Genomic DNA, 22,316 nt, shown 5'->3' with positions numbered 1-22,316 from the left:
AAATTCACTTCGAAAAAGCGACGATATTGTCGGTGTTGGTCTGCGCCAAGGCAATCACAGTCCATGCCTCCATCAGCTTCCGCCGCTTGTCGAACAAATCAGACCGGGCATAGGCGGCTTCGGCCTTGTCCTTGATGCCGTGGGCAAGCGCCGCTTCGATCACCTCGCGGGGAAAGCCGGTCGTCTCGCCCGCCCAATCGCGGAAGGTGGAGCGGAAACCGTGAACGGTGATGTTGGTGCGGTCCATGCGGCGCAGGACGGCGGTCATGCTCATGTCAGAAATCGGTTTGCCGGGTTTTGCTTCGCTGCCGAAAATCAGGTTCTCGTCGGAGATGTCTTCGGTGCGTTGTCCAAGCAGAACCAAGGCTGCATCGGTCAATGGCACTCGGTGTTCCTTTGCCGCCTTCATCCGCCCCGCTGGGATGGTCCAGACCTTGGCCTCCAGATCGACTTCGCCCCACGTCATGCCGCGTGTCTCGCCAGAGCGCGCCGCTGTGAGGATGGTAAAGGCCAGCGCCCGCGCGGCGACGCCTTCACGCTGGGCGAGGTCAGTCATGAACTCGGCAATCTCAGCATGGGGCAGCGCTGGGTGGTGTTTGACCGCCCGCACCTTTTTGGGCTTGGGCAAGAGGTGATCCAGATGCCCACGCCAACGCGCCGGGTTGTCTCCGCTGCGAATGCCAAGTGCGGAGGCATAGTCGATCACCGCTTCGATGCGCTGGCGCACGCGATTGGCAGTTTCGGGTTTCGCTGCCCAAATAGGGGTAAGCACGGCAATTACGTCCGCAGTCTCGACCTTAGCCACCTGTACCGCGCCGATCTTCGGGAAAACGTAAGCCTCAAGCGTGGACGTCCATTGCGCGGCGTGCTTGGCATTTTTCCAGCCAGGGCGTTTGCTTTCGATTAGTTCCAGCGCGGCTTCGCGGAAGGTCTTGGGCTTGGCCTGCTGCTTCTTGGTGATCGGGTCTTCGCCTTCGGCAATCAGTCGCCGCGCTTCTGCCGCGCGGTCACGCGCCATGGCGAGACTAACGTCCGGGTATGGCCCAAGACCCAGATCGCGGCGGCGTCCTTTGACTTGGTAGCGCAGAACCCAAGAGCGCGCGCCCGAGGGTTTGACGTAGAGAAATAGCCCCCGCCCGTCGCCGTGCCGACCGGAGCCTGCCGTGTCCACCTTCCGCGCATTCAAGGCCATGCTGTTCCCACATATGTTCCCACACTTTATCTTGATTTAAGGCGAACGGCTACGAACTGCAAGAGGCAGGCGCAAACTTAATGCTTTGTAATTGAGCCATTAAAATGAACGCACGCGAACCTCGAAAACTCCAAGAGAACACTGGTTCGACGGACACCCGATCCGCCAATTCCGCATTGTCTCGAATTTGCAAGAGACGCCTTGAGCGGCCTTTTCTCTTTGTATCCTTAGGTTTGCGACCACTCGCCGATTGCCTTGAGTTTCTTTCGATGGCGTCTATACTCACTCATTGAGTGGTATGAATTGTGGTATTTTTCAGATGGCCATATCCGGCAAGCTAACTAAGAAACTGGTTGAGAACCTCGGCGCTGGGCGGCACGGAGACGGCAATGGCCTCTATCTGGTGGTCGACCCGTCTGGCGCGCGGCGCTGGATCGTGCGGGTGGTCGTCAAAGGCCAGAAGAACAGGAAGGGCGCTCCATTGCGCACGGATTTTGGTTTGGGTGGCGCAGACATCGTTACACTGAACCAAGCGCGCGAACGGGCGCTGGAATATCGTCGCATGGCCAAGCAGGGGCTTAACCCGCGTTTCAACGCCCGGCAAGAGATTCCAACCTTCGAAGAAGTGGCGCAGCAGGTCCATATCGACCGAATGCCCACATGGAAGAATGCCAAACACGGCCAGCAGTGGATCAACACACTGCGCGACTACGCGTTTCCCAAAATCGGGCGCATGCCGGTCGATAGCATTGACCAGCCGGAAGTCCTGATGTGCCTGTCGCCGATCTGGACTGACAAACACGAAACAGCGAAACGACTGGCGCAACGGATCAAGACCGTGCTGGATGTGGCAAAATCCAAAGGCTTCCGATCCGGCGAAAACCCGGTGACAGCGATCAAGGATGCGCAGGTTCTCCCGAAGGTCGTCAAGAAAGTGAAGCACCACAAGGCGATGCGATGGCAGGACGTTCCTGCCTTCTACGGTGATCTGAAATCCCGCAACGCGATGGCCGCAAAGGCGCTGATGTTCACCTGCCTTACCGGATCACGCACGGGCGAAGTTCTCGGGATGCAGTGGGACGAGATCGACACTGACGCGAGGCTCTGGACCTGTCCGGAGGAGCGTATGAAAACAGGTGAAGATCATCGGGTTCCCCTGACGGATGAAATGCTGTCGATCATCGAGCCGCTGCGCAAGATGCAGTCTGACTATGTGTTTGAGGGCCAGAAACGCCACCACCCGCTGTCCAACATGTCGATGTTGATGCTCCTGCGCAGGATGCAGGTTGAAGGCGTCACAGTGCACGGCTTCCGTTCGACGTTCCGTGATTGGGCGTCCGAGGTCGCCAATGCGCCGCGTGAGGTTGCGGAAAAGAGTCTGGCGCATAAGATCGGGTCGAACGTAGAGCGGGCTTATGCCCGGTCCGACCTATTGGAGAAACGGCGGTTGTTGATGGATCGGTGGTCGCAGTTCGTCTCTGGACAGCAAGGCCAAATTGTGAGGTTGGGTTAGATGTTTTGTCCCGTTGGGTATCGACCAGCAGCCGAACTCTGGGCTGAATACCGAGATCAAAGGCTGGAGATCATCTACGAGTCGGTGGTTTCGGATTATGGTGATCCGGAAATGGTCGCGGATTTCGTCCGGGGATCGCCACTCGATGTTTGCGAGCATTCATTTCTGAAAACACTCTGTGTCGTGGGCATTCACTTGGCTTCACCGACGGGCCAAGTTGTCCGAGTGCACATAGAGTTGGAGGATGGCTTCGCAAGCCTGTTATCGGTGCTGGGGCCATATGAATCAGTCTGGCAAGGAGTGATGGATGACAGCGAGTTGGAAAACTCGTATTTTGAGCAGGCTTTCAAGGGTTTTAGGTACGTCGATTGGAGGTATTCCCCGTCGGATGAGAAGCGCTGGTCAAAAGAGTATTCGGAGATCTCCGAACGCAAAATTGCTTTTCAGAAACAACCTGATTTGGGCCTAAAGCACCACGATCTGCCAAACCACTTTGTTCGACCCGTCTATACAATTGCGACGGAGGTTCCGCCTTGGGCAATCGTCAGCAGCAGGAAATCAACGGTTGCTCCGATACTCGCTCATTTTTCTGGATGGTCAATGTGCATTGATGCAGCATCTTACGAAAGTGTCTGGCAAGATTATTTGAAGGGACGCAAGCAGGTTTTCGATCACGACACAACGATTTCACGTCTCAACAGCACAGGCCGTCCAGGACTTAAGGCCGCCCGTACTGCCTTCCGCGCCATGAATTGTGATAAGGGCGCTTTGTCTTGGGAGCAAGTCGCACGAAAAATTCAACATGAAACCGGCAAAAAGCCAAGCCATAAAACCCTGCGAAATTGGCGCGATCAATACAAAGCATCGGAGTAGCTGAACGATGTTCCCGGGGAATAAACGGGGAAGAACCGGGGAATTTGGGCGTCTGACTTTCTCCCTTTTCTCCCTTGTTTCCAATCCAGACAAACTGCGCTGAATAGGTAGCCATTGATAACAATGGAGCGCAATCAAATGCCAAACCTATTCGAGCAAAACCGCAACTATGTCCTCGGCGACGAGGAACTGGACATCATCGGCGACCGGTACAAGCTGGCGCAATGGCGGCACAAGGGCGTTGGACCAGCATTCTACAAGCTGGGCCGCAAGGTCATCTATCGCGGTGCTGACCTGAACGCATGGGCAGAGGCCCAGCGCGTTGAGCCCTCCAAGGGCGGACAAGCCAGATGGCCAAGCGTGTTTCGACACGCAAAATCAAAAAGCACCGGCTCTATGACTATGATGAAGCGGGCGTTGCGCTGGGCGTCACTCCGCATACCGTGCGAGCTTGGCGCGCTAGTGGCTTGGTAGTGATGGCGGCGACCACCCCGCATTACATTCTGGGCGCTGAATTGATCCGGTACATTGAGGACAAGCAAGCCAAGAGATCGGTCAAAATGGCCGTGGATCAGATGTATTGCCGTTGCCCGCCGGACATCTGAAAGGGGTAGTCGTTCACTCGGCTGCGCGCATTGGGGATGCGGACCGCATCCAGCAGTTCCACCGCCATATCAAGCGCCGCCTTGCGCCCAAGGTTTTGATGCGCGCGCAAGACTTCGGCAATTTGCTCTCCGACCGTATAGACCGGGTTCAGGGAGGTCATCGGCTCCTGAAAGATCATGCTGATCTGGTTGCCGCGGATATCGCGCAGGCGGGCTTCTGACGCGATGGCAAGGTCCTCGCCGTCAAACACAATGCGACCCGACGCGATCCGGCCGATTCCCTCGGGCAGCAAGCCCATGATCGCAAGCGCCGTCATCGATTCCCACATCCAGATTCACCGACAAAGCTGATGTTCTCGCCGTGGTCTAGGGTAAAGCTGAGATCGTCAATGACCGGGGCTACACCGCCACGGATCGCCAGCTCAACGCGGAGGTTTTCAACTTGCAGCAATGGGGCCATCAGCGTTTTCTCAGTTTCGGGTTCAGGGCATCGTTCAGACCATCGCCCACCAGACTAATGGCCAACACCGTTGTGAAAATGGCGAGGCCCCGAATGGTTACTGTAAAGCTGGATTCCAGAATGTATTGGCGGTTCGATCCGATGATCTGTCCCCAACTGGTGATATTGGGATCGGTGAGTCCCAGAAAGCTGAGCCCGGCTTCGAACAGGATCGCAGATCCGACCATCAGCGCAGATTGCACGATAATGGGCGGCAACGCGTTGGGCAGAATAACCCCAAACATCAACGCCATGTTAGACGCACCAGAGGCGCGGCTGGCCAAGACATATTCCAATTCGCGCACCCGCAGAAACTCGGCACGAGTGATACGTGCCACGGCAGTCCAGCTGACAAGGCCAATAGCGAGGGTAATCATCGGCAAGCTGGCTCCAAAAAGCGCGACAATCACCATCGAGAACAGAAGCGTTGGCAGAACCTGAAAGAATTCAGTGATCCGCATCAGGAATTCTTCGATGATGCCACCGTAGAATCCGGCCAGCGCGCCGACTGTGACCCCGATGATGATGGTCAGGATCGCGGCTGACAGGCCAATGATCAGCGTGACCCGTCCTCCGTTCAGAATCTGCGCGAGCAGATCGCGCCCCAGATAGTCCGTGCCGAACAGGAATCCGTCCTGTCCGGGCGGGGAAAACGGCGCCCAGACCATGTCAAACGGGTCGGTGGGATATAGAATTGGCCCGAAAACAGCCCCAACCACGATCAGGATCAAAACGCCCAGCCCGGCCATGGCCGCGTAGTTGCCGCGGAACATTTCCCAGGCTTCCGAGAAGGGCGAGCGCGCCTTTTCGATTGGGCTGTCTGTACTTTGATCGGTCATGAGTGTGCCCTCATCCGTGGATCGACGAGGCGCAACACAAGGTCCGTCAACAGGTTGCCTGTGATCACGATGAGCGCAGAAAAGAACAGAATGCCCAAAATGGTCGGCGTGTCCCGCGCGAGGATCGACTGAAACGCCAGAGTCCCAAGACCGGGCCATGCAAAGACCGTCTCGACCAGCACCGCGCCCGAGAGAGCTATGACTGAATCTGGTGTTTGGGCGGTTTGAAGGTTGGCGGCGGATCTGGTTTTCATATTCCTGGTTGTCAGTTTGAAACCCGACGCTGTTGACCAGGCTGAACAGCTGCCTTGGCAAAAAAATTCGCATTGCCAAAGGTGCGCTGCTGCACCGTGAACGGATGCTGCGTCAGCAATAGCAGCAGATGCATCAGATCGCATCGTCCGCACGGCAGACCCGGTGCTTTGAAGTTAGTCTTCATTCCTGAGCAGCAGCAGCAGAGCCACCACCGTCATTGTAACCCCAACCAAGACCATTCCGCTTGGTTTACCATTGCCCAGTGCGATTTCCCACAGGATCACCCAGCTAGGTGTAAGATAGGTATAGGCCATCACCTTGGCCGACGGCAGCCGAAGCGCCGCGATGCGCACCAACAGGAACGTTCCGGCGGTCGCAAAAATCGAGACATAGGCAATCGTGATCCAGACCAATGCCGGCAAACCGGCCCAGTCGGTGGCGCGGATGTCGCTCCAGCCGACCACCGTCAGAATGAGGCATCCCGCAGAGATCACGGCGAAGGTGAACGCAGCCGCGGGTTCTCCGCGACTGAGCTTGCGCATCACCGGTGGATAGGCCGCATGGGCGATGCAACCCCAGAAAAAGATCGCCTCCCCCTCGCCGACATCAAAGGCGCGCACCGCCACCCAATCGGCGCGAAAGATCACCCACAGCGCGCCTGCGGCACCAATGGCCAGCGCCAGCGCCATTCGCGGAGTCGTGACCTGGCGCAGCACAAGCCAGCCGATCCCGGCTGCCATGATCGGGGTCAGGGTAAAGACGGCGGAAGCGCTGACCGGCGGCGCGGTTTTCAACCCTTCGAACATCAGCACAAAGTAGATGACGTAGAGCCCGCCCAGCACGAGATAGCGCCAAGGCGCGTCGAACGTGCTGCGCGGCATGCCGGTGGTGGCCAGCGCCAGTGCGCCCATGATCGCCGATGCCAGGGCAAACCGCAGCGCGGTCAGCGCCATCGGTGCGATGTCATTGGCCACCTGCGACCCGAGCGAGAACGAGCCCGCCACCAGTACCGAGAACAGCAACATGCAGGCATGCCCCTGCGCCTGCGGCGTCACAACCGCCAGTCCGATGCGCGCTGTTTCAGGAACTTGGTAAAGGTCTGCACCTTGGTCGTTCGATGCAGATCCACATGGGTGACCAGCCACAGCGTTGACGCCCAGTCCGGCTGAGGCGGCATCACCGGGACCAGATCGTCGCGCAGCGCCGCCATCCATATCGGCAGGAAGCCGATGCCCGCACCCGCGAACACAGCGTCATGCATGGCCTTCTGATCGGTCGCCCGAAAGGTTACGGCCTCGGCCGGGGCATTTTTTCGCAACCACTGAAAGAACGGTGCGCGGCTGTTTTCGTCGTCATGGGCCACAAAACGATGCCCGCCGAACTGCCCGGGTCCGTCCGGCACGCCATGTGCGGCGGCATAGCCGGCACTGGCATAGAGACCGGCATTCAGCGACAGAAAGGGCTGCACGACATTGTCCGGTTGATCCGGCGGCGAGCCGGCGCGGATGGCTACATGCGCCTCGCCATACTCCAGTCGAAACAGGCGATCGCCGGTGAGAAAGCGCACGATCAGGTCGGGATGCGCCTGCTGGAATTCGGTCAGGACCGGCACCAGCAACCCTGACAGCGCGCCCAGAGAGGTGACCACAAGTTCACCGCTGACATCATCCCCCTGCCCCTTCAGACGCCCGGCGAGCTGGTTTAGCTGATCGTCCGTTGCCTGCGCTACCCTGAGCAGATCGGTACCGGCCTCTGTCGGCGTATAGCCGCGCGCGTGGCGCTGAAACAGCTTGACCCCCAAACGCCCCTCGATTGCGTCGATATGGCGGATCACCGTGGCATGGTGCACGCCCAGCACGTCCGCCGCCCCGCTCACGGTTCCCATGCGCGCCACTTGGTAGGCGGTACGAACTTCGTCCCAGTTTTCCATTGTCACCAGCTTTTATGTGCAAATTTCAACAGTATCGGTGGAGCTTCGCCCGTTGCGTTCGAATTCGCAAGGACCAATTATCCCTTCAGACGCCCAAGTCAAGGATACTCCCCATGCCCCGGACCATTCTTCATATCGACAGTTCCATCACCGGCAGCCAGTCTGTCACGCGCCGCCTGACCGCCGAAATCGTCAACCGGATTTCCGCTCCGGACACCGAGATGCTGTATCGGGATGTGACGACCGGCGTTCCGGCAATCGATGGCGACTGGTTCGCCGCCGTGCGCCAGACACCGAAATCGCCGAGCGCAGCGCAGCAAGCCCTGGTCAATGTTTCAGACGCTTTGATCGACGAGATCCGTCGTGCCGACACACTGGTGATCGGCCTGCCCGTGTACAACTTCTCCGTGCCCGCCCAACTCAAGAACTGGTTGGACCAGATCGCCCGCGCCGGGGTCACGTTTCGCTATTCCGAAGCAGGCCCCGAAGGGTTGCTGACCGGCAAACGCGCGATTATCGCGATGGCATCAGGTGGCACCCCGGCGGAAAGCCCTGTCGATTTCGCATGGCCCTACCTGCGCCATATGCTGGGTTTCGTCGGCATTACCGATGTCACGCTCGTAGCCGCAGACCGAATGGCCATTGATGCCAAGGCAGCGGAGCATTCCGCGCAAGAAGCAATTGCGGCACTGGCCGCCTGATTCTGGCCGCCTGATCCGACCTGCGGGCAGAACTATGGACTGCCCGCTCTCTTCATCTGAAGAACAAGCCATGTCCATGACACCGCTGCGGCGCGATTGCCGGCCTGGATGGAATCGGCGGGTACGCGCCGCACCTCGAAAAGTCCCTGCCTACCCGCGGACCGCGCCAACCGGTCATCATCTACCTCGAAGGCGGGACGCCCCGGCACACCCGGCCCGTGGCGCAGCGACAGGATTGCGACCGCACCCGGCGCCATCAAATCGGCCAAGGCTACCCATGCAGTATCTTGCTCCGTCACCGGCAGGTGATGCCACACACCCCCGAGCAGGAGCACATCGAACTGTTCGCCCATGGACCGGACCGATGCCAGCGCGGGCAACCGATCATCCACGCAAACGATCCCTTTGCCGGCATGCAACTGCCGCGCCGCCGCGCGGAACGCCGGCACCGGCTCGACTGCCGTTACTGTGTATCCACGCGCCGCAAGCCACCCCGCATCCCGGCCGGTGCCCGCGCCAATATCAATGATTCGGGCGGGTGCCTGCGGGAACATGTCCATGACATGCTGATAGATCTCTTCGCACGACAGGGCCTCGTACCGGGCGATCAAGGACTCTGCCACCGCCGCGTAGCCATCGATGACACCATTGCTTTTCATCCCGCATCCTTGACTCCGGCCTCAGCCATGTTTATCGCCCCGACAACACATCCGGAAGAGTCACTGCTTCCGGTCCCCGACCAAGGGGATCGCCCTCCACCAGCGTTTTACGCCCGTGGGGGCAATTGCGCATTCACCCGGCCCTACCCACATTGGGGCTGATGACAACCGGTACGGAGGCTGAAAAGCCATGTTTGAGAACCTATCCGAGCGGCTATCCGGCGTTTTCGACCGGCTGACCAAACAGGGTGCGCTGTCTGACGAGGACGTCAAGACCGCCCTGCGCGAGGTCCGCGTTGCCCTGCTCGAGGCGGATGTCTCGCTGCCGGTTGCCCGTGATTTCGTCAAGAAGGTGCAGGAGCAGGCCACCGGACAGGCGGTCACGAAGTCGGTGACGCCGGGTCAGCAGGTCGTCAAAATCGTGCATGACGCGCTCGTCGATGTGCTGCGCGGCGCGGATGATCCCGGCAATCTCAAGATCGACAACCCGCCCGCGCCGATCCTGATGGTCGGTTTGCAGGGCTCGGGCAAGACCACGACCACCGCCAAGTTGGCCAAGCGTCTGAAAGAGAAAGACGGCAAGCGCGTGCTGATGGCGTCCCTGGACACCAACCGCCCGGCGGCAATGGAACAGCTGGCCATCCTCGGCGTGCAGATCGGTGTCGATACCCTGCCCATCGTCAAGGGCGAGAATCCCGTTCAGATCGCCAAACGCGCCAAGACACAGGCCAGTCTTGGTGGCTATGACGTCTATATGCTGGACACCGCGGGCCGGTTGCATATCGACGCAGAGCTGATCCAGCAGGCAGCAGATGTCCGCGACGTCGCAAATCCGCGCGAAACACTGCTGGTGGTCGATGGCCTGACCGGTCAGGACGCGGTCAATGTCGCGACCGAGTTCGACGACAAGATCGGCGTTACCGGTGTCGTGCTGACCCGGATGGACGGCGATGGGCGCGGCGGTGCGGCCCTGTCGATGCGCGCCGTCACCGGCAAGCCGATCCGCTTTGTCGGTCTTGGCGAAAAGATGGACGCCATCGAGACCTTTGAACCCGACCGCATCGCGGGCCGGATCCTGGGCATGGGCGATATCGTGTCGCTGGTGGAAAAGGCCCAGGAAACCATCGAGGCCGAACAGGCCGAAAAGATGATGAAGCGCATGATGAAGGGTCAGTTCAACATGAACGACCTCAAGATGCAGCTTGAGCAGATGATCCAGATGGGCGGCATGCAGGGCATGATGGGGATGATGCCCGGCATGGGCAAGATGGCCAAACAGGTCGAAGAAGCGGGATTTGACGACAAGATCCTGAAACAGCAAATCGCCATGATCCAGTCGATGACCAAAAAGGAACGCGCCAACCCTCAGATCCTCGCCGCCAGCCGCAAGAAACGCATCGCCGCAGGATCGGGCATGCAGGTGTCCGACCTCAACAAGCTGATGAAGATGCATCGCCAGATGGGCGATATGATGAAGAAAATGGGCAAGATGGGCAAAGGCGGCATGCTGAAACAGGCCATGAAGGGCATGTTCGGCAAGGGCGGCATGCCTGCCGACATGGACCCCAAGGCGCTCGAGGCTGCTGCCAAGCAGATGGGCGGCAAGATGCCCGGCGGTCTGCCCGGATTGGGTGGCGGCATGGGCCTGCCCCCCGGATTGTCTGGTTTCGGCAAGAAAAAATGACACCGATTCCCGCCCTTGATACCGAGCGCCTGTTCCCGGGTGGCACCGACATGGAGATCGGGCATTGCCGCGATCCCCTGTTCCAACCGAAAGGATGGGCTCTTGACTGACACCGTTGCCCGCGCCGCCGCGCTGTTGAAAGAGCACCGCGAGAGCATTGATCGTCTGGATGCGATCCTCGTCTATACCTTGGGCGAGCGGTTCAAGCACACACAGGCGGTTGGCCGGCTCAAGGCCGAACACGACCTTCCCCCGTCCGATCCGACCCGCGAAGCGCATCAGATCGCACGTCTAGAAGACCTGGCGAAACAGGCCGACCTGGACCCTGAATTCGCCAAGGCTTTCCTGAACTTCATCATTCAGGAAGTCATCCACCACCATGAAAAGCACAAATTGTAACAACGACATGCACCTTTGGTGCACTGCCATTCACAGGAGAAACAACCAATGGCCATGAAGATCAGACTCGCTCGCGGCGGCAGCAAGAAACGCCCCTTTTACCGCATCGTGGCGGCCGACAGCCGCATGCCGCGCGATGGTCGCTTTATCGAAAAGCTGGGCACCTATAACCCGCTGCTGCCCAAAGACAGCGAAGAGCGCGTGAAAATGGATATGGAACGCGTTCAGTACTGGCTGGGTCAGGGCGCACAGCCCACCGATCGGATCGCCCGCATGCTCGAAGCCGCCGGCGTCCGTGAAAAGGCCGAGCGCAACAACCCGAACAAGGGTACGCCCGGTGAAAAGGCCAAGGCGCGCGCCGAAGAGAAGGCCGAAAAGGCATCCGTTGCAACAGCGGCACCCGCCGAAGAGGCCCCAGCCGAAGAAGCCGCGGAATAACTGCGCCATTTCAATCGCTTGACTATCGGCGCGACCCTGCTTTCATCTGGGGTCGCGTCATCTGTCTGACGACAAGGCTGCCATGTTTCGTCCCGTCCGCACTCTCATTTTGATCGCCTTCGCCTTTCTTGCGGGGGTCTTTTACGAGCGTAGCAACCAGACGGAACGATGTCATGATCGTGGTGGTCAGATCGACGACGGCATATGTTATGCGGGCGGAGGATCGTAATGTCTGATGATCTGGTCTGTATCGGCGCCTTTGCAGGTGCCTTTGGCGTCAAGGGAGAAGTGCGCCTCAAAAGCTTTTGCGCCGTACCCGAAGACATTGCCGATTATTCCCCTTTGTCTACCGAAGACGGCAGCCAGAGCTTTACGCTGTCTCTGACCGGCGTTGCACAGAACGGATTTACTGCCCGCATTGGCGGCATCACCACCAAGGAACAGGCCGACGCCCTGCGCGGGCTGCGCCTGTTTGCGCGGCGCGGGCAGCTGCCTTCGCTGCCTGACGATGAGTATTACCACGCCGACCTGATCGGGCTGACGGTGCTCGATACTGGTGGCCAGACGCTCGGTACGGTCAAATCGGTCATGAACCATGGTGCCGGCGACCTTCTCGAGATTCACGGACCCGGGCTGAAGGAGAGCGTTCTGTTGCCCTTCACCCTGGCTGCCGTACCCACCGTCGATCTTGCCGCCGGACGGATCATCGCCGACCCACCCGAGGGCCTTTTCTGACATGTTCCGAATTGTCGTTCATGCCGGGTTCCACAAGACCGGCACGACGACGGTGCAGAACACGCTGCGCGCCAATGCCCGCCTTATTGAAACCGCATCTAGGGGTGTTCCTGCGTCCTCAGATGCGGGCGCTTTGTGACAGCGCACAGGTCTGGTCGGTCTCGCGCAGTGCTGCGGACAAGGCCCGCTTGCGTCACGAGGCCGCCACGCTTGCCAAAGGTTGGAACCAGAGCGATGCGCGCCCGGTTGTGCTGGCGACCAAAGACCTTGTCGGGCGGATGCCCTGACGGAGCAAGCTGACCGGTTATGATGCCGCGTCTCCCCTCATGCGCTCTCTGGTCGACGCCCTCATCCACGTACATCCGAGTGCCGACATTCGCCTCTATTTTTCCACGCCCACTGCCGAACCCTGGCATGCCAGTTGCCATGCGCAACATCTGCACGTTGTCCGTATGGTATTGGATGGCGCAACCTACGCGGAAACCTTCCGCACCTCTGCCGATCTGGATTCTGTGATCGAAGCTTTGGCCAAAGCTGTTTCGCCGATGCCGGTCAACCACTGTAGTCTCAAAGCCACCTCACCCCGCAGGCTTGGGCCGTTCGATCCTCTGCCCGACCTGCTGGACGCCAACCGCAGCCACGCCGGCCTGTCCGCATTGAAGGCGGCAAAGCGCGCGATCCTGTCCGCCGTGCAAGGCGAGGAACGCCGGTAGCCCGTCTCAGCGACGAGCCCGAACATGAACTGCAGATCGACGGAACCTTTCGGCCTACGCCTGGTTATCTCTGGAGAAGTCCGGGCCTGGCCTGGCAACAGAAAGGTACAAAAATGCTCGAATGGATCCTCATTCTTCTGGTCGTCGCGGCAATTGCCGCTTTTCTTGGGTTTGGGCGACTGTCCGGCGTTGCATTATCGGGCGCAAAAATTCTCATCGTGATCGCCCTTGTTCTCTTCCTGCTGATGCTGCTCGGCGTCTTTGCGATCGCCTGACCTCCGGAGATTTCCGTTTTCATGGCCGCCTCGTTCCCCTAAGACGCGGCCATGACAGACCCAACCACCCCACCCGTCGCAAAACCCAGGTCCCTTGGCCGCAAGACCATCCGGGCCTCGCTGCAACCGCGCGAACTGATGACCCCGACCCCGGACCTCAAAGGCGTCTGGAAGGCCAAGGTCATCACGCTGTTTCCGACCGCCTTTCCCGGCGTACTGGGCGAAAGCCTGACCGGGAAGGCGCTGCAGGAAGGACGCTGGCAACTGGAGGCCATTGACCTGCGCGGTTTTGGCATTGGCAAACACCGCAATGTCGATGACACGCCGTCAGGGGGCGGCGCGGGGATGGTCTTGCGGGCCGATGTGGTCGGCCCGGCGATCGAGACGGCGCAGCATCATGCAACCGCGAACTGGCCCCTGATCTACCTGTCTCCACGCGGACGCACGATGACCCAGGCGCTCATGCAAACCCTTGCGGCTGCCGATGGCGTCACTCTGCTATGTGGGCGCTTTGAAGGTGTCGACGAACGGGTGCTTGAGGAATACGGCGTGCAGGAAGTCAGCCTGGGGGACTTTGTCATGACCGGCGGTGAAATCGCGGCTCAGGCGCTGATCGACGCCACCGTGAGGCTGCTTCCCGGCGTGCTGGGCAATGATGCGTCGACCGAAGACGAGAGTTTTTCCCACGGACTGCTTGAGCATCCGCAATACACCCGCCCTGCCGAGTGGAAAGGCCGTCCGATCCCCGAGGTCCTGATGTCAGGGCATCACGGAAAAATCGCGGAATGGCGGCAAGCACGCTCCAACGACATTACCCGCGCACGCCGTCCTGATTTGTGGGCGCGCCAACACAAGCCGACCGACCCAGGTGAGAGCTGATGTGCGTCTCGGAGCAGACGGGCCTGCCCGCACAAGCGACTGGGTGTCAGTCGTTTACCCTATGACTACCCGATGCCATTAAACCAGTGGTTCACTGACGACGCGATTCGAGGGGCCGTATGAAGGCGCTATTACCAGCACTGGCGCTCTGCGCTTCGGCCTGTGCACCGCTGCCCGGACCATCGGTGCCGCAACAGACCGGGCACACTCTGCAATCCGCACGCGCCGCGGTGCAAGTCTGTTCTGCCGACGCGCCCAAGGGCGGCAGCAGCGCTGTCGCTGGCGGCTATGTGGGCGGCGTCCTGCTGGGTGGCATCCTTCTTGGACCGATTATCGTGGCGGCGAATGAAGATGAGATCCGCGCGCATGGAGAATACAGCGCAGTGGATCGCTGCCTCGCCGAACGGGGCTTTCGTCGTCGCGACCTGACGAAGGCCGAGATCGACTTTTTGAACAAGGCGACCCACGACCAACGGCAGCGTTTTCTGGATCATCTGATCAACGGTGGTACGCTCACAACTTTCGGGGCAGCCAGCGCCTGACTGCCGGACTTTGGCATGCGCAACCACTGTTTGGGGTTGATTGCATGGCTCTTCGGCCCTATACCGCGCGAATTCCGGATCGCGAAAGCGACTCGGCGTCTTTGGTTGTCCGATGTACCGCTCGTCTTCTTCGGCTCACGCGGGATCCGGCAGCAAGGAACTGACAAAGGAATGACGACCTGATCTCTGGCGGGCACTGCGGTGGACCCGGTGAAGACCAAGAGCTCTGAGGACGCGCAAATCTTCGTGGAAAAACCGCGAGCACAGTTAGGAGACATGCGATGGACCTGATCGCGCAACTGGAGGCGGAGCAGATCGCCACCTTGGGGAAAGACCTCCCCGATTTCAAAGCCGGAGACACCATTCGTGTCGGCTATAAAGTGACCGAAGGGTCGCGTACCCGTGTGCAGAACTACGAAGGCGTCTGCATCGCCCGCAAAGGCGGCGACGGCATCGCCGGCGCGTTCACCGTACGCAAGATTTCCTTTGGCGAAGGCGTGGAACGTGTGTTCCCGCTGTACTCGACCAACATCGAAAGCATCACCGTGGTTCGCCGTGGCCGCGTGCGCCGCGCCAAGCTCTACTACCTGCGCTCGCGCCGTGGCAAATCCGCGCGGATCGCAGAAGACTCGCACTACAAGCCCAAGTCCGGCGCTCAGGCCTAAGGAGCGGAATCATGAAAAAAGATACCCACCCCGACTATCACATCATCGACGTCAAGATGACCGATGGCACCGTGATTCAGATGAAATCCACCTGGGGCAAGGAAGGCGACTCGCTGTCGCTGGACATCGATCCCAGCGTGCACCCTGCCTGGACCGGTGGCGGCACCCGCCTGATGGATACCGGCGGCCGCGTGTCCAAGTTCAAGAAGAAATACGAAGGTCTTGGTTTCTGATCAAAGCGATCAGACCCTACTTATCAAGCGCCGCGGCTCCTGCCGCGGCGTTTTTCGTTTGTGCAACGCAGGGAACAGCCGGAACCGGTGACAATTTGGAAAGGCTTTGCTGCAAGGATGGATGTCAATCCGATGCAACAGCGGTCCGTACATGCCTTCCCAGACAACAACTTTCGCAGAGCCCCCCACACTTGACGTCCGCAAAACACTTGCGCGCGCTGACGGTGCCAGGCGTGCCGGCGACATTACCGGGGCGGCGCGCGACTATGGGGCCGTGCTCGCACGGTTTCCGGGCAATCCGCGCGCGCGCAAGGCGCTGGCCGCGATCGGCCCCTCTGCCGCCTCGGCACTGGCTGACATGGCAAAATCATGTGAGGCCGCTCACCAACTTGACGAGGCGGTGCAGCATTGGGCGGATGCGGTTGCGCTCTGTCCCGGTCATATCGCACTGTGCCTGTCGCTGTGTCGCTGCCTCAGCGATATGGGCCGCAATCACGCAGCACTTGATGCGGTCAACGAAGCGCTCAGGCACAACCCCGACAGTGCGCTGGCGCTGGACACCAAGGGATGTGTTTTGCGCGATCTCGGGCAGATGGATGCCGCCCAGGCCTGTCACCGCGAGGCACTGAAACACGGGGGAAACACCGCCGGACCACTCAACCACCTCGGGGTTCTGGCGCGTGCGACTGGCGACACGGACAAGGCCGCCGATTTCTTTCGCCAGGCCATCACGGCGAGTCCCGGCACCGCGTCACTGCACCACAATCTGGCGGGCTGCACCACCTATCGCGCCGGTGACGCCCATATCCGACAAATGCAGGATCAACTTGCGGACCACTCCAGCAGCGATCCCCGTCAGGCACCGCTGCATTTTGCCTTGTTCAAAGCCATGGATGAGACCGACGATCGGGACGGTGCTTTTGCGCATCTGCTGCGCGGCAACCACTTGCGCAAGGCAAGCTCAAATTTCGATATCGCGCGCGAGGCCTATCGGTTTGCATGGTACAAGTCTCTGTTCGCAGAGCCTCCCGCGCCGATGCAGATCACCAATGAATGTGAACCGCGCCCGGTCTATGTGGTTGGTTTGCCGCGTTCCGGCACCACCTTGGCAGAGCGCATTCTGGGGCAGACGCCCGGTGCGCAGACAGCCGGCGAACTTTCAGTCGTTTCCAACGCCGTTTCGCCCCTGCTGCGACGGCTGCAAACCGAAGGCCGCTCCGCGCCGACACGACAGGACCTTCAGACACTTCGCGACCGATTGCTTTCTGGCATCAAACGTCATTCTGACGGCTCCCCCATCCTGATCGACAAGATGCCTTTGAATTTTCGCTGGGCCGGGTTGATCTGCGCGGCGATGCCAGAGGCGCGCGTTGTCTCGCTGTCCCGCGCGCCCATGCCGGTGGCATGGTCCCTGTTTCGCCATCTGTTTTCCTCGCATGGCAACGGGTTTGCCTATGACATGGCCGACATCGCGGCCTACATGCTGCTGCACCGGGATATGATGCGGTTCTGGTCGACCCGCTTTGCGAGCCAGATCGTTTCGCTCGACTACGCCGCGCTGGTCTCGGAAACAGAGGACACGCTACGCGAACTCATCGATGCGTGCGATCTGGAATGGTCGGAGGCCTGTCTCAACCCGCAAGCGGCAGGCGGACCCGTTCTGACGGCCAGTGCCACGCAGGTGCGCCGCAAGATTTACTGCGGCAGCGACGATGACTGGCGGCGATACGAAGCCCATCTGTCTCCGCTCGCGGCGGCGCTAAACACGGCGGGCCTGACCTGAAACCACTCGACGACGCGCAGACAGGAAACTGTCTGGGCAAGGGCGGAATTCTCGTCTCGGGTGCTTTCCATCGCGACACCCTCAACATATAGAGTGCCAAGTAAATTCTAAGCCGCGACAAGCGGCACCGGAAGGATCGGGCATGGCGCACATCATCGTCGTCGGAAACGAAAAAGGCGGGGCCGGCAAGTCGACGGTTTCGATGCATGTCGCCACCGCCTTGGCACGCATGGGCCACAGGGTCAGCGCGCTGGATCTCGATCTCAGGCAACGTTCCATGGGGCGCTATGTCGAAAACCGGCGTGATTTCATGGCCAAGTCCCGCCTGGAACTACCTGGCCCTGCTTGCCGCGACCTGCCACAGATCGACGCCGACACAATTGATCCAAGCGAAAACATCTATGACCATCGCCTGTCTGTCGCCGTTGCAGAGCTTGAACCGGAAAGTGATTTCATCCTCATCGACTGTCCCGGCTCGCACACTCGCCTCAGCCAGGTCGCCCATTCGCTTGCAGATACGCTGATCACACCGCTGAATGACAGTTTTGTCGATTTCGATCTCTTGGCGCGGATCGACTCGGATGGCGAAAAAATCCTTGGCCCTTCCGTTTATTCGGAAATGGTATGGAAGTCCCGGCAACTGCGCGCGCAGGCAGGGCTGCAGCCGATCGACTGGATTGTCATGCGCAACCGCGTTGGCACCCAACGCATGGTCAACAAGGAAAAGATGGAACGCGCCTTGCGCCTGCTGTCCGAACGCATCGGCTTTCGCATCGCGCCCGGATTTAGCGAGCGGGTGGTTTTTCGCGAATTGTTCCCACGTGGCCTGACCCTGCTCGACCTCAAGGACATCGGGGTCAAGCAGCTCAATATCTCCAATGTCGCCGCCCGTCAGGAACTCCGCGACATGATGAAGACCCTCAAACTGCCCGGTGTCACCGCCGAAATCTGAACGCCGTGATCGCACTGCAATTTTCCGGTCATGGCGAAATTTTGCGTTGTTAGTTACAAAATCAACTATTACCTCTGCCTTCGAAACACGGAGGAACCGCAATGAATCGTCCAACCGACACGCAAACGATGATCCAGGCTGCAAGTCCGACTGGAACGACACCCGGCTACATGCCCGGATTTGGCAATGACTTTGAAACCGAAGCACTGTCGGGTGCCCTGCCCGAGGGCATGAACAGTCCGCAGAAATGCAACTATGGCCTCTATGGCGAACAATTGAGCGGCACCGCCTTTACCGCGCCCAGCCATCAGAACGAACGGACCTGGTGCTACCGCATCCGGCCATCGGTCAAACATTCGGCGCGTTACGAAAAGATTGATCTGCCCTATTGGCGATCGGCTCCGGATATCAATCCTGACGTGATTTCCCTTGGTCAGTACCGCTGGGATCCCGTGCCTCATTCCGATGAAGAGCTGACATGGCTTACCGGGATGCGCACCATGACCACCGCAGGGGATGTGAACACCCAGGTCGGCATGGCCAGCCATATCTATCTCGTGACCGCGTCGATGCAGGATGCCTATTTCTATTCCGCCGACAGCGAATTGCTGGTGGTGCCACAGGAAGGCCGGTTGCGCTTTTGCACGGAACTGGGGATCATCGATCTTGAACCCAAGGAAATCGCGATCATACCTCGCGGGCTGCTTTACCGGGTCGAAGTGCTCGAAGGCCCCGCGCGCGGCTTTGTCTGCGAGAACTACGGGCAGAAATACGAACTTCCGGGCCGCGGCCCGATCGGTGCCAACTGCATGGCAAACCGGCGCGACTTCAAGACGCCGGTTGCTGCCTATGAAGACCGCGATGCCCCCAGCACCGTAACCATCAAATGGTGCGGCCAGTTTCACGAGACCAAGATCGGACACAGCCCTCTCGACGTGGTGGCCTGGCACGGCAACTATGCACCGGTCAAATACGACCTGCGCAACTACTGCCCCATCGGCGCGATCCTGTTCGACCATCCCGACCCGTCGATCTTTACGGTGCTGACGGCGCCCAGCGGAGTGCCGGGGACTGCGAATATCGATTTCGTGCTGTTCCGCGAACGCTGGATGACGATGGAAAACACATTTCGACCGCCCTGGTATCACAAGAACATCATGTCCGAACTGATGGGCAACATCTACGGCCAGTATGACGCCAAGCCACAAGGGTTTGCGCCCGGCGGCATGAGTCTGCACAACATGATGCTGCCCCATGGCCCCGACAAGGACGCCTTTGAAGGGGCCAGCAATGCGGATCTCAAACCCGAAAAGCTCGACAACACCATGTCGTTCATGTTCGAAACCCGCTTTCCGCAGCACCTCACCGCCTTTGCCGCGAAAGAAGCGCCCCTACAGGACGATTACATCGATTGCTGGGAAGACATCGAAAAGAAATTCGACGGTACTCCGGGCAAGAAATGACAGACGGACCAACGGGGCGGCCGTACAAATCGGATCGCCCCGCTGTTGACCTTGCACCTTGCAAGATGCACCCCTTGATCAGGGCGCGCGCACCTGCGGACGCCAACCAGATACAGGACACCACATGACGCTCTTGAAATCCTGGGTAAGTTCGGCCAATTCCGCCGATCACCCCTTCCCCTTGAACAACCTGCCCTATGGCGTCTTTTCGACGGCAGACACCGACCCGCGCTGTGGCGTGGCCATTGGCGAGATGATCCTCGACATGCAGGCCGCAGAGCACTCCGGCCTTATCGACCTCGGCGATGTGGCCCTGTTTGACGTGCCCTTCTGGAACGACCTGATGGAGGAAGGCCCTGCCGTCTGGGGCGCGCTGCGCGAACGGTTGACCGCGCTCCTCGCGGAAGGTTCCGCAGAGCAGTCCAAGGTCGAACCGCTTCTGGTCCCCATGGGCCAGGCCGCGCTGCACATGCCCTTCATGGTCAGCGAGTACACCGATTTTTATGCCGGCCGAAACCATGCCTTCAATGTCGGCACGATGTTTCGGGGCCCGGAAAACGCGCTGCCGCCAAATTGGCTGCATATTCCGATCGGCTATAACGGTCGTGCCTCTTCGGTGGTGGTCTCCGGCACCGATATCCGCCGTCCCTGGGGGCAGTTGAAATCACCGGATCACGATCTGCCCGCCTTCCTTCCCTGCCGTCGCTTCGATCTTGAACTCGAGATGGGGGCCATCGTCGGCGTCGCCAGCGACGGGCCGATCACAGTGAAAGAGGCCGATGATGCCATATTCGGCTATGTCCTGCTCAATGACTGGTCCGCCCGCGATATTCAGGCCTGGGAGTATCAGCCGCTGGGACCGTTTCAGGCCAAGGCCACCGCGACTTCGATCAGCCCCTGGATCGTCACCAAACTCGCACTTGAACCGTTCCGCACCGATACGCCCGAACGTGAATTCGAACTGCTCGATCACCTGAAGGACTGCGGCCCGATGCTCTATGACATCGACCTGTCGGTCTCGCTGGCCCCTGAGGGCAAGGATGCAACGACCATCGCCCGCACCAACTTTGACCAGATGTATTATTCTTCGGCCCAGCAACTGGCGCATCACACCACTTCGGGCTGCCCGATGAATGTCGGCGACCTGCTCGGCTCGGGCACCATTTCCGGACCCGCCAAGTCGGAACGGGGCAGCCTGCTGGAACTCAGCTGGGGCGGCAAGGAGCCCTTGACGCTCGACACCGGGGATGAGCGCAGCTTCCTGCTGGACGGTGACACGCTCACCCTGTCCGGCCACGCCCAAGGCGACGGCTATCGCATCGGTTTCGGCGCGTGCAGCGGCAAGATCCTAGCTGCGCTGGCCGATCCTTACGCGCGCTGACATTTCATCTTTGCAAAAATACTTCCGCCGGAGGCGCACGCCCTTGCCTCCGGTACAGACCCTGAGAGGACACTACACATGGCCAAGGCATTCGCATCCCAAGGGGACATGACTGAAAAGAAGATCACCTTCGATGAAATAGGCGACGGGCTCTGGGCTTTTACCGCCGAGGGCGACCCAAACAGCGGCGTCATCATCGGAGATGACAGCGTCATGATCGTCGAGGCGCAGGCCACGCCGCGCCTGGCCAACAAGGTCATCGAAAAGGTGCGCGAGATCACCGACAAACCGATCAGCCACGTCGCGCTGACCCATTACCACGCTGTGCGCGTTCTGGGCGCGTCGGCCTTTGGCGCCAGCCAGATTCTCATGTCCGACACTGCCCGCGCCATGGTCGTCGAACGCGGACAAGAAGACTGGGACAGCGAATTCCAGCGTTTCCCGCGCCTGTTCGAAGGCCACGAGAGCATTCCGGGGCTGACCTGGCCCACCACCACCTTCAGCGACAGCATGACCGTCTATCTCGGCAACCGTCGTGTCGACCTGATGCATGTCGGCCGGGCGCATACCGCCGGAGACATCGTCATCCATGTCCCCGACCAGAACGTCATGTTCACCGGCGATATCGTCGAATACCACAGCGCCTGCTATTGCGGCGACGGGCATTTTTCCGACTGGAGCGATACGCTCGACGCGATCAAGTGGTTCGACGTGGACGCCATCGCGCCGGGCCGTGGCGATGCACTGGTCGGACCGGACATGGTCAATGCCGCGATCGAAAATACACGGGACTTCGTGGACAGCACCTATCGCCCCGCCGCCCGGGTAGCGGCACGCGGAGGCAGCCTCAAGGAGGCATGGGATGCCGTGCGCGCCGAATGCGACCCGAAGTATTCCGACTACGCGATCTACGAACACTGTCTGCCCTTCAACGTCGCCCGCGCCTATGACGAGGCCCGCGGCATCGACACGCCACGCATCTGGACCGCACAGCGCGATATCGAGATGTGGGAGGCGCTGCAGGGATAGGAATGGCCGTTCGATGGCCGGCGCAACCAAGAAACGTCTCGCCCGGCCATCAACCTTGATCGGGATCATGGTGTAATGG

The 22,316-nt window shown here is 59.9% G+C and carries 27 protein-coding genes; 20 read left to right on the top strand and 7 right to left on the bottom strand.

Annotation, left to right across the window (positions count from 1 at the left end):
• Window positions 1-4: 4 nt before the first annotated feature.
• A complete protein-coding gene (locus tag QO231_RS00895; RefSeq protein WP_316772160.1) occupies window positions 5-1,192 on the bottom strand; it encodes a tyrosine-type recombinase/integrase in 1,188 nt (395 codons plus the stop codon).
• A 319-nt stretch (window positions 1,193-1,511) separates the two neighbouring features.
• On the opposite strand from QO231_RS00895, the gene QO231_RS00890 reads away from it, so the two are divergent.
• From QO231_RS00890 to QO231_RS00880, 3 genes are all read left to right on the top strand, one after another.
• A complete protein-coding gene (locus QO231_RS00890; RefSeq protein WP_316772156.1) occupies window positions 1,512-2,705 on the top strand; it encodes a tyrosine-type recombinase/integrase in 1,194 nt (397 codons plus the stop codon).
• Window positions 2,706-3,578 carry a hypothetical protein gene (locus QO231_RS00885; protein WP_316772154.1) on the top strand — a complete coding sequence of 291 codons (873 nt, stop codon included), beginning with the start codon at window positions 2,706-2,708 and terminating at the stop codon, window positions 3,576-3,578.
• A 138-nt stretch (window positions 3,579-3,716) separates the two neighbouring features.
• Window positions 3,717-4,052, top strand: a complete 336-nt coding sequence (locus QO231_RS00880) for a hypothetical protein (protein ID WP_316772150.1) — start codon at window positions 3,717-3,719, stop codon at window positions 4,050-4,052.
• A 97-nt stretch (window positions 4,053-4,149) separates the two neighbouring features.
• On the opposite strand, the gene QO231_RS00875 is transcribed toward QO231_RS00880, so the two are convergent.
• The 5 genes from QO231_RS00875 to QO231_RS00855 form a co-directional block, all read right to left on the bottom strand.
• Window positions 4,150-4,512 carry an ATP-binding cassette domain-containing protein gene (locus QO231_RS00875; RefSeq protein ID WP_316772147.1) on the bottom strand — a complete coding sequence of 121 codons (363 nt, stop codon included), beginning with the start codon at window positions 4,510-4,512 and terminating at the stop codon, window positions 4,150-4,152.
• A 130-nt stretch (window positions 4,513-4,642) separates the two neighbouring features.
• Window positions 4,643-5,521, bottom strand: coding sequence for an ABC transporter permease (locus QO231_RS00870; protein WP_316772144.1), 879 nt, complete (start codon window positions 5,519-5,521; stop codon window positions 4,643-4,645).
• Window positions 5,518-5,775, bottom strand: a complete 258-nt coding sequence (locus QO231_RS00865) for an ABC transporter permease subunit (RefSeq protein ID WP_316772141.1) — start codon at window positions 5,773-5,775, stop codon at window positions 5,518-5,520. Before QO231_RS00865 ends, QO231_RS00870 begins: the two co-directional genes overlap by 4 nt.
• A gap of 174 nt (window positions 5,776-5,949) precedes the next feature.
• Window positions 5,950-6,831, bottom strand: a complete 882-nt coding sequence (locus QO231_RS00860; protein ID WP_316772138.1) for a DMT family transporter — start codon at window positions 6,829-6,831, stop codon at window positions 5,950-5,952.
• Window positions 6,828-7,706, bottom strand: coding sequence for a LysR family transcriptional regulator (locus QO231_RS00855; RefSeq protein WP_316772135.1), 879 nt, complete (start codon window positions 7,704-7,706; stop codon window positions 6,828-6,830). The genes QO231_RS00860 and QO231_RS00855 overlap by 4 nt, the downstream gene beginning before the upstream one ends.
• A 113-nt stretch (window positions 7,707-7,819) precedes the next feature.
• On the opposite strand from QO231_RS00855, the gene QO231_RS00850 reads away from it, so the two are divergent.
• On the top strand, window positions 7,820-8,407 hold the full coding sequence (locus QO231_RS00850; protein WP_316772132.1) for an FMN-dependent NADH-azoreductase: 588 nt from the start codon (window positions 7,820-7,822) through the stop codon (window positions 8,405-8,407).
• A gap of 32 nt (window positions 8,408-8,439) precedes the next feature.
• Here QO231_RS00850 and QO231_RS00845 read toward each other — a convergent pair whose 3' ends face one another.
• Window positions 8,440-9,066 carry a class I SAM-dependent methyltransferase gene (locus QO231_RS00845; protein ID WP_316772129.1) on the bottom strand — a complete coding sequence of 209 codons (627 nt, stop codon included), beginning with the start codon at window positions 9,064-9,066 and terminating at the stop codon, window positions 8,440-8,442.
• Between the two features lie 190 nt (window positions 9,067-9,256).
• On the opposite strand from QO231_RS00845, the gene ffh reads away from it, so the two are divergent.
• The 16 genes from ffh to QO231_RS00765 all read left to right on the top strand — a co-directional run bounded on the left by ffh (window position 9,257) and on the right by QO231_RS00765 (window position 22,237).
• Window positions 9,257-10,750: a signal recognition particle protein gene (ffh, locus tag QO231_RS00840; protein ID WP_316772126.1), complete on the top strand. Its 1,494-nt coding sequence runs from the start codon at window positions 9,257-9,259 to the stop codon at window positions 10,748-10,750.
• A 102-nt stretch (window positions 10,751-10,852) separates the two neighbouring features.
• Window positions 10,853-11,149 carry a chorismate mutase gene (locus QO231_RS00835; RefSeq protein WP_316772125.1) on the top strand — a complete coding sequence of 99 codons (297 nt, stop codon included), beginning with the start codon at window positions 10,853-10,855 and terminating at the stop codon, window positions 11,147-11,149.
• Between the two features lie 48 nt (window positions 11,150-11,197).
• Window positions 11,198-11,587 (top strand): 30S ribosomal protein S16, encoded by a 390-nt coding sequence (gene rpsP / locus QO231_RS00830; RefSeq protein ID WP_316772124.1) that lies wholly within the window; start codon window positions 11,198-11,200, stop codon window positions 11,585-11,587.
• Window positions 11,588-11,815: 228 nt separating this feature from the next.
• On the top strand, window positions 11,816-12,322 hold the full coding sequence (gene rimM / locus QO231_RS00825; protein ID WP_316772123.1) for a ribosome maturation factor RimM: 507 nt from the start codon (window positions 11,816-11,818) through the stop codon (window positions 12,320-12,322).
• Window positions 12,323-12,396: 74 nt separating this feature from the next.
• Window positions 12,397-12,609 (top strand): hypothetical protein, encoded by a 213-nt coding sequence (locus tag QO231_RS00820; RefSeq protein ID WP_316772121.1) that lies wholly within the window; start codon window positions 12,397-12,399, stop codon window positions 12,607-12,609.
• A 39-nt stretch (window positions 12,610-12,648) separates the two neighbouring features.
• A complete protein-coding gene (locus QO231_RS00815) occupies window positions 12,649-13,035 on the top strand; it encodes a hypothetical protein (protein ID WP_316772119.1) in 387 nt (128 codons plus the stop codon).
• 113 nt (window positions 13,036-13,148) lie between these two features.
• Window positions 13,149-13,310, top strand: a complete 162-nt coding sequence (locus QO231_RS00810; RefSeq protein WP_316772115.1) for a DUF1328 domain-containing protein — start codon at window positions 13,149-13,151, stop codon at window positions 13,308-13,310.
• 51 nt (window positions 13,311-13,361) lie between these two features.
• Complete coding sequence (gene trmD / locus QO231_RS00805) at window positions 13,362-14,189, top strand: tRNA (guanosine(37)-N1)-methyltransferase TrmD (protein ID WP_316772113.1); 828 nt, start codon at window positions 13,362-13,364, stop codon at window positions 14,187-14,189.
• Window positions 14,190-14,308: 119 nt separating this feature from the next.
• The gene (locus QO231_RS00800) at window positions 14,309-14,731 is read left to right on the top strand and encodes a hypothetical protein (protein WP_316772110.1); all 423 of its coding nucleotides are present in this window, start codon (window positions 14,309-14,311) and stop codon (window positions 14,729-14,731) included.
• A 281-nt stretch (window positions 14,732-15,012) separates the two neighbouring features.
• A complete protein-coding gene (gene rplS, locus QO231_RS00795) occupies window positions 15,013-15,396 on the top strand; it encodes a 50S ribosomal protein L19 (protein ID WP_316772107.1) in 384 nt (127 codons plus the stop codon).
• 11 nt (window positions 15,397-15,407) lie between these two features.
• Window positions 15,408-15,629, top strand: coding sequence for a 50S ribosomal protein L31 (gene rpmE / locus QO231_RS00790; RefSeq protein WP_316772105.1), 222 nt, complete (start codon window positions 15,408-15,410; stop codon window positions 15,627-15,629).
• A 151-nt stretch (window positions 15,630-15,780) separates the two neighbouring features.
• The gene (locus QO231_RS00785) at window positions 15,781-17,412 is read left to right on the top strand and encodes a tetratricopeptide repeat-containing sulfotransferase family protein (RefSeq protein ID WP_316772101.1); all 1,632 of its coding nucleotides are present in this window, start codon (window positions 15,781-15,783) and stop codon (window positions 17,410-17,412) included.
• A gap of 142 nt (window positions 17,413-17,554) precedes the next feature.
• On the top strand, window positions 17,555-18,364 hold the full coding sequence (locus QO231_RS00780; protein WP_316772099.1) for a division plane positioning ATPase MipZ: 810 nt from the start codon (window positions 17,555-17,557) through the stop codon (window positions 18,362-18,364).
• Between the two features lie 101 nt (window positions 18,365-18,465).
• Window positions 18,466-19,827 carry a homogentisate 1,2-dioxygenase gene (hmgA, locus tag QO231_RS00775; protein WP_316772097.1) on the top strand — a complete coding sequence of 454 codons (1,362 nt, stop codon included), beginning with the start codon at window positions 18,466-18,468 and terminating at the stop codon, window positions 19,825-19,827.
• 124 nt (window positions 19,828-19,951) lie between these two features.
• The gene (gene fahA / locus QO231_RS00770; protein WP_316772096.1) at window positions 19,952-21,208 is read left to right on the top strand and encodes a fumarylacetoacetase; all 1,257 of its coding nucleotides are present in this window, start codon (window positions 19,952-19,954) and stop codon (window positions 21,206-21,208) included.
• Between the two features lie 78 nt (window positions 21,209-21,286).
• Window positions 21,287-22,237 (top strand): MBL fold metallo-hydrolase, encoded by a 951-nt coding sequence (locus QO231_RS00765; protein ID WP_316772095.1) that lies wholly within the window; start codon window positions 21,287-21,289, stop codon window positions 22,235-22,237.
• Window positions 22,238-22,316 lie beyond the last annotated feature (79 nt).

Source organism: Sedimentitalea todarodis (genome assembly GCF_032595355.1).
GTDB lineage: Bacteria > Pseudomonadota > Alphaproteobacteria > Rhodobacterales > Rhodobacteraceae > Sedimentitalea > Sedimentitalea todarodis.
This window is presented reverse-complemented; position numbering and strand designations above follow the sequence as displayed.

Excerpts from the sequence above, each read along its gene's own strand:
- QO231_RS00895 (WP_316772160.1), bottom strand. The coding sequence starts at position 1,192 with ATGGCCTTGAATGCGCGGAAGGTGGACACGGCAGGCTCCGGTCGGCAC.
- QO231_RS00890 (WP_316772156.1), top strand. The coding sequence starts at position 1,512 with ATGGCCATATCCGGCAAGCTAACTAAGAAACTGGTTGAGAACCTCGGC.
- QO231_RS00885 (WP_316772154.1), top strand. The coding sequence starts at position 2,706 with ATGTTTTGTCCCGTTGGGTATCGACCAGCAGCCGAACTCTGGGCTGAA.
- QO231_RS00880 (WP_316772150.1), top strand. The coding sequence starts at position 3,717 with ATGCCAAACCTATTCGAGCAAAACCGCAACTATGTCCTCGGCGACGAG.
- QO231_RS00875 (WP_316772147.1), bottom strand. The coding sequence starts at position 4,512 with ATGTGGGAATCGATGACGGCGCTTGCGATCATGGGCTTGCTGCCCGAG.
- QO231_RS00870 (WP_316772144.1), bottom strand. The coding sequence starts at position 5,521 with ATGACCGATCAAAGTACAGACAGCCCAATCGAAAAGGCGCGCTCGCCC.
- QO231_RS00865 (WP_316772141.1), bottom strand. The coding sequence starts at position 5,775 with ATGAAAACCAGATCCGCCGCCAACCTTCAAACCGCCCAAACACCAGAT.
- QO231_RS00855 (WP_316772135.1), bottom strand. The coding sequence starts at position 7,706 with ATGGAAAACTGGGACGAAGTTCGTACCGCCTACCAAGTGGCGCGCATG.
- QO231_RS00850 (WP_316772132.1), top strand. The coding sequence starts at position 7,820 with ATGCCCCGGACCATTCTTCATATCGACAGTTCCATCACCGGCAGCCAG.
- QO231_RS00845 (WP_316772129.1), bottom strand. The coding sequence starts at position 9,066 with ATGAAAAGCAATGGTGTCATCGATGGCTACGCGGCGGTGGCAGAGTCC.
- ffh (WP_316772126.1), top strand. The coding sequence starts at position 9,257 with ATGTTTGAGAACCTATCCGAGCGGCTATCCGGCGTTTTCGACCGGCTG.
- rpsP (WP_316772124.1), top strand. The coding sequence starts at position 11,198 with ATGGCCATGAAGATCAGACTCGCTCGCGGCGGCAGCAAGAAACGCCCC.
- rimM (WP_316772123.1), top strand. The coding sequence starts at position 11,816 with ATGTCTGATGATCTGGTCTGTATCGGCGCCTTTGCAGGTGCCTTTGGC.
- QO231_RS00820 (WP_316772121.1), top strand. The coding sequence starts at position 12,397 with ATGCCCGCCTTATTGAAACCGCATCTAGGGGTGTTCCTGCGTCCTCAG.
- QO231_RS00815 (WP_316772119.1), top strand. The coding sequence starts at position 12,649 with ATGCGCTCTCTGGTCGACGCCCTCATCCACGTACATCCGAGTGCCGAC.
- QO231_RS00810 (WP_316772115.1), top strand. The coding sequence starts at position 13,149 with ATGCTCGAATGGATCCTCATTCTTCTGGTCGTCGCGGCAATTGCCGCT.
- trmD (WP_316772113.1), top strand. The coding sequence starts at position 13,362 with ATGACAGACCCAACCACCCCACCCGTCGCAAAACCCAGGTCCCTTGGC.
- QO231_RS00800 (WP_316772110.1), top strand. The coding sequence starts at position 14,309 with ATGAAGGCGCTATTACCAGCACTGGCGCTCTGCGCTTCGGCCTGTGCA.
- rplS (WP_316772107.1), top strand. The coding sequence starts at position 15,013 with ATGGACCTGATCGCGCAACTGGAGGCGGAGCAGATCGCCACCTTGGGG.
- rpmE (WP_316772105.1), top strand. The coding sequence starts at position 15,408 with ATGAAAAAAGATACCCACCCCGACTATCACATCATCGACGTCAAGATG.
- QO231_RS00785 (WP_316772101.1), top strand. The coding sequence starts at position 15,781 with ATGCCTTCCCAGACAACAACTTTCGCAGAGCCCCCCACACTTGACGTC.
- QO231_RS00780 (WP_316772099.1), top strand. The coding sequence starts at position 17,555 with ATGGCGCACATCATCGTCGTCGGAAACGAAAAAGGCGGGGCCGGCAAG.
- hmgA (WP_316772097.1), top strand. The coding sequence starts at position 18,466 with ATGAATCGTCCAACCGACACGCAAACGATGATCCAGGCTGCAAGTCCG.
- fahA (WP_316772096.1), top strand. The coding sequence starts at position 19,952 with ATGACGCTCTTGAAATCCTGGGTAAGTTCGGCCAATTCCGCCGATCAC.
- QO231_RS00765 (WP_316772095.1), top strand. The coding sequence starts at position 21,287 with ATGGCCAAGGCATTCGCATCCCAAGGGGACATGACTGAAAAGAAGATC.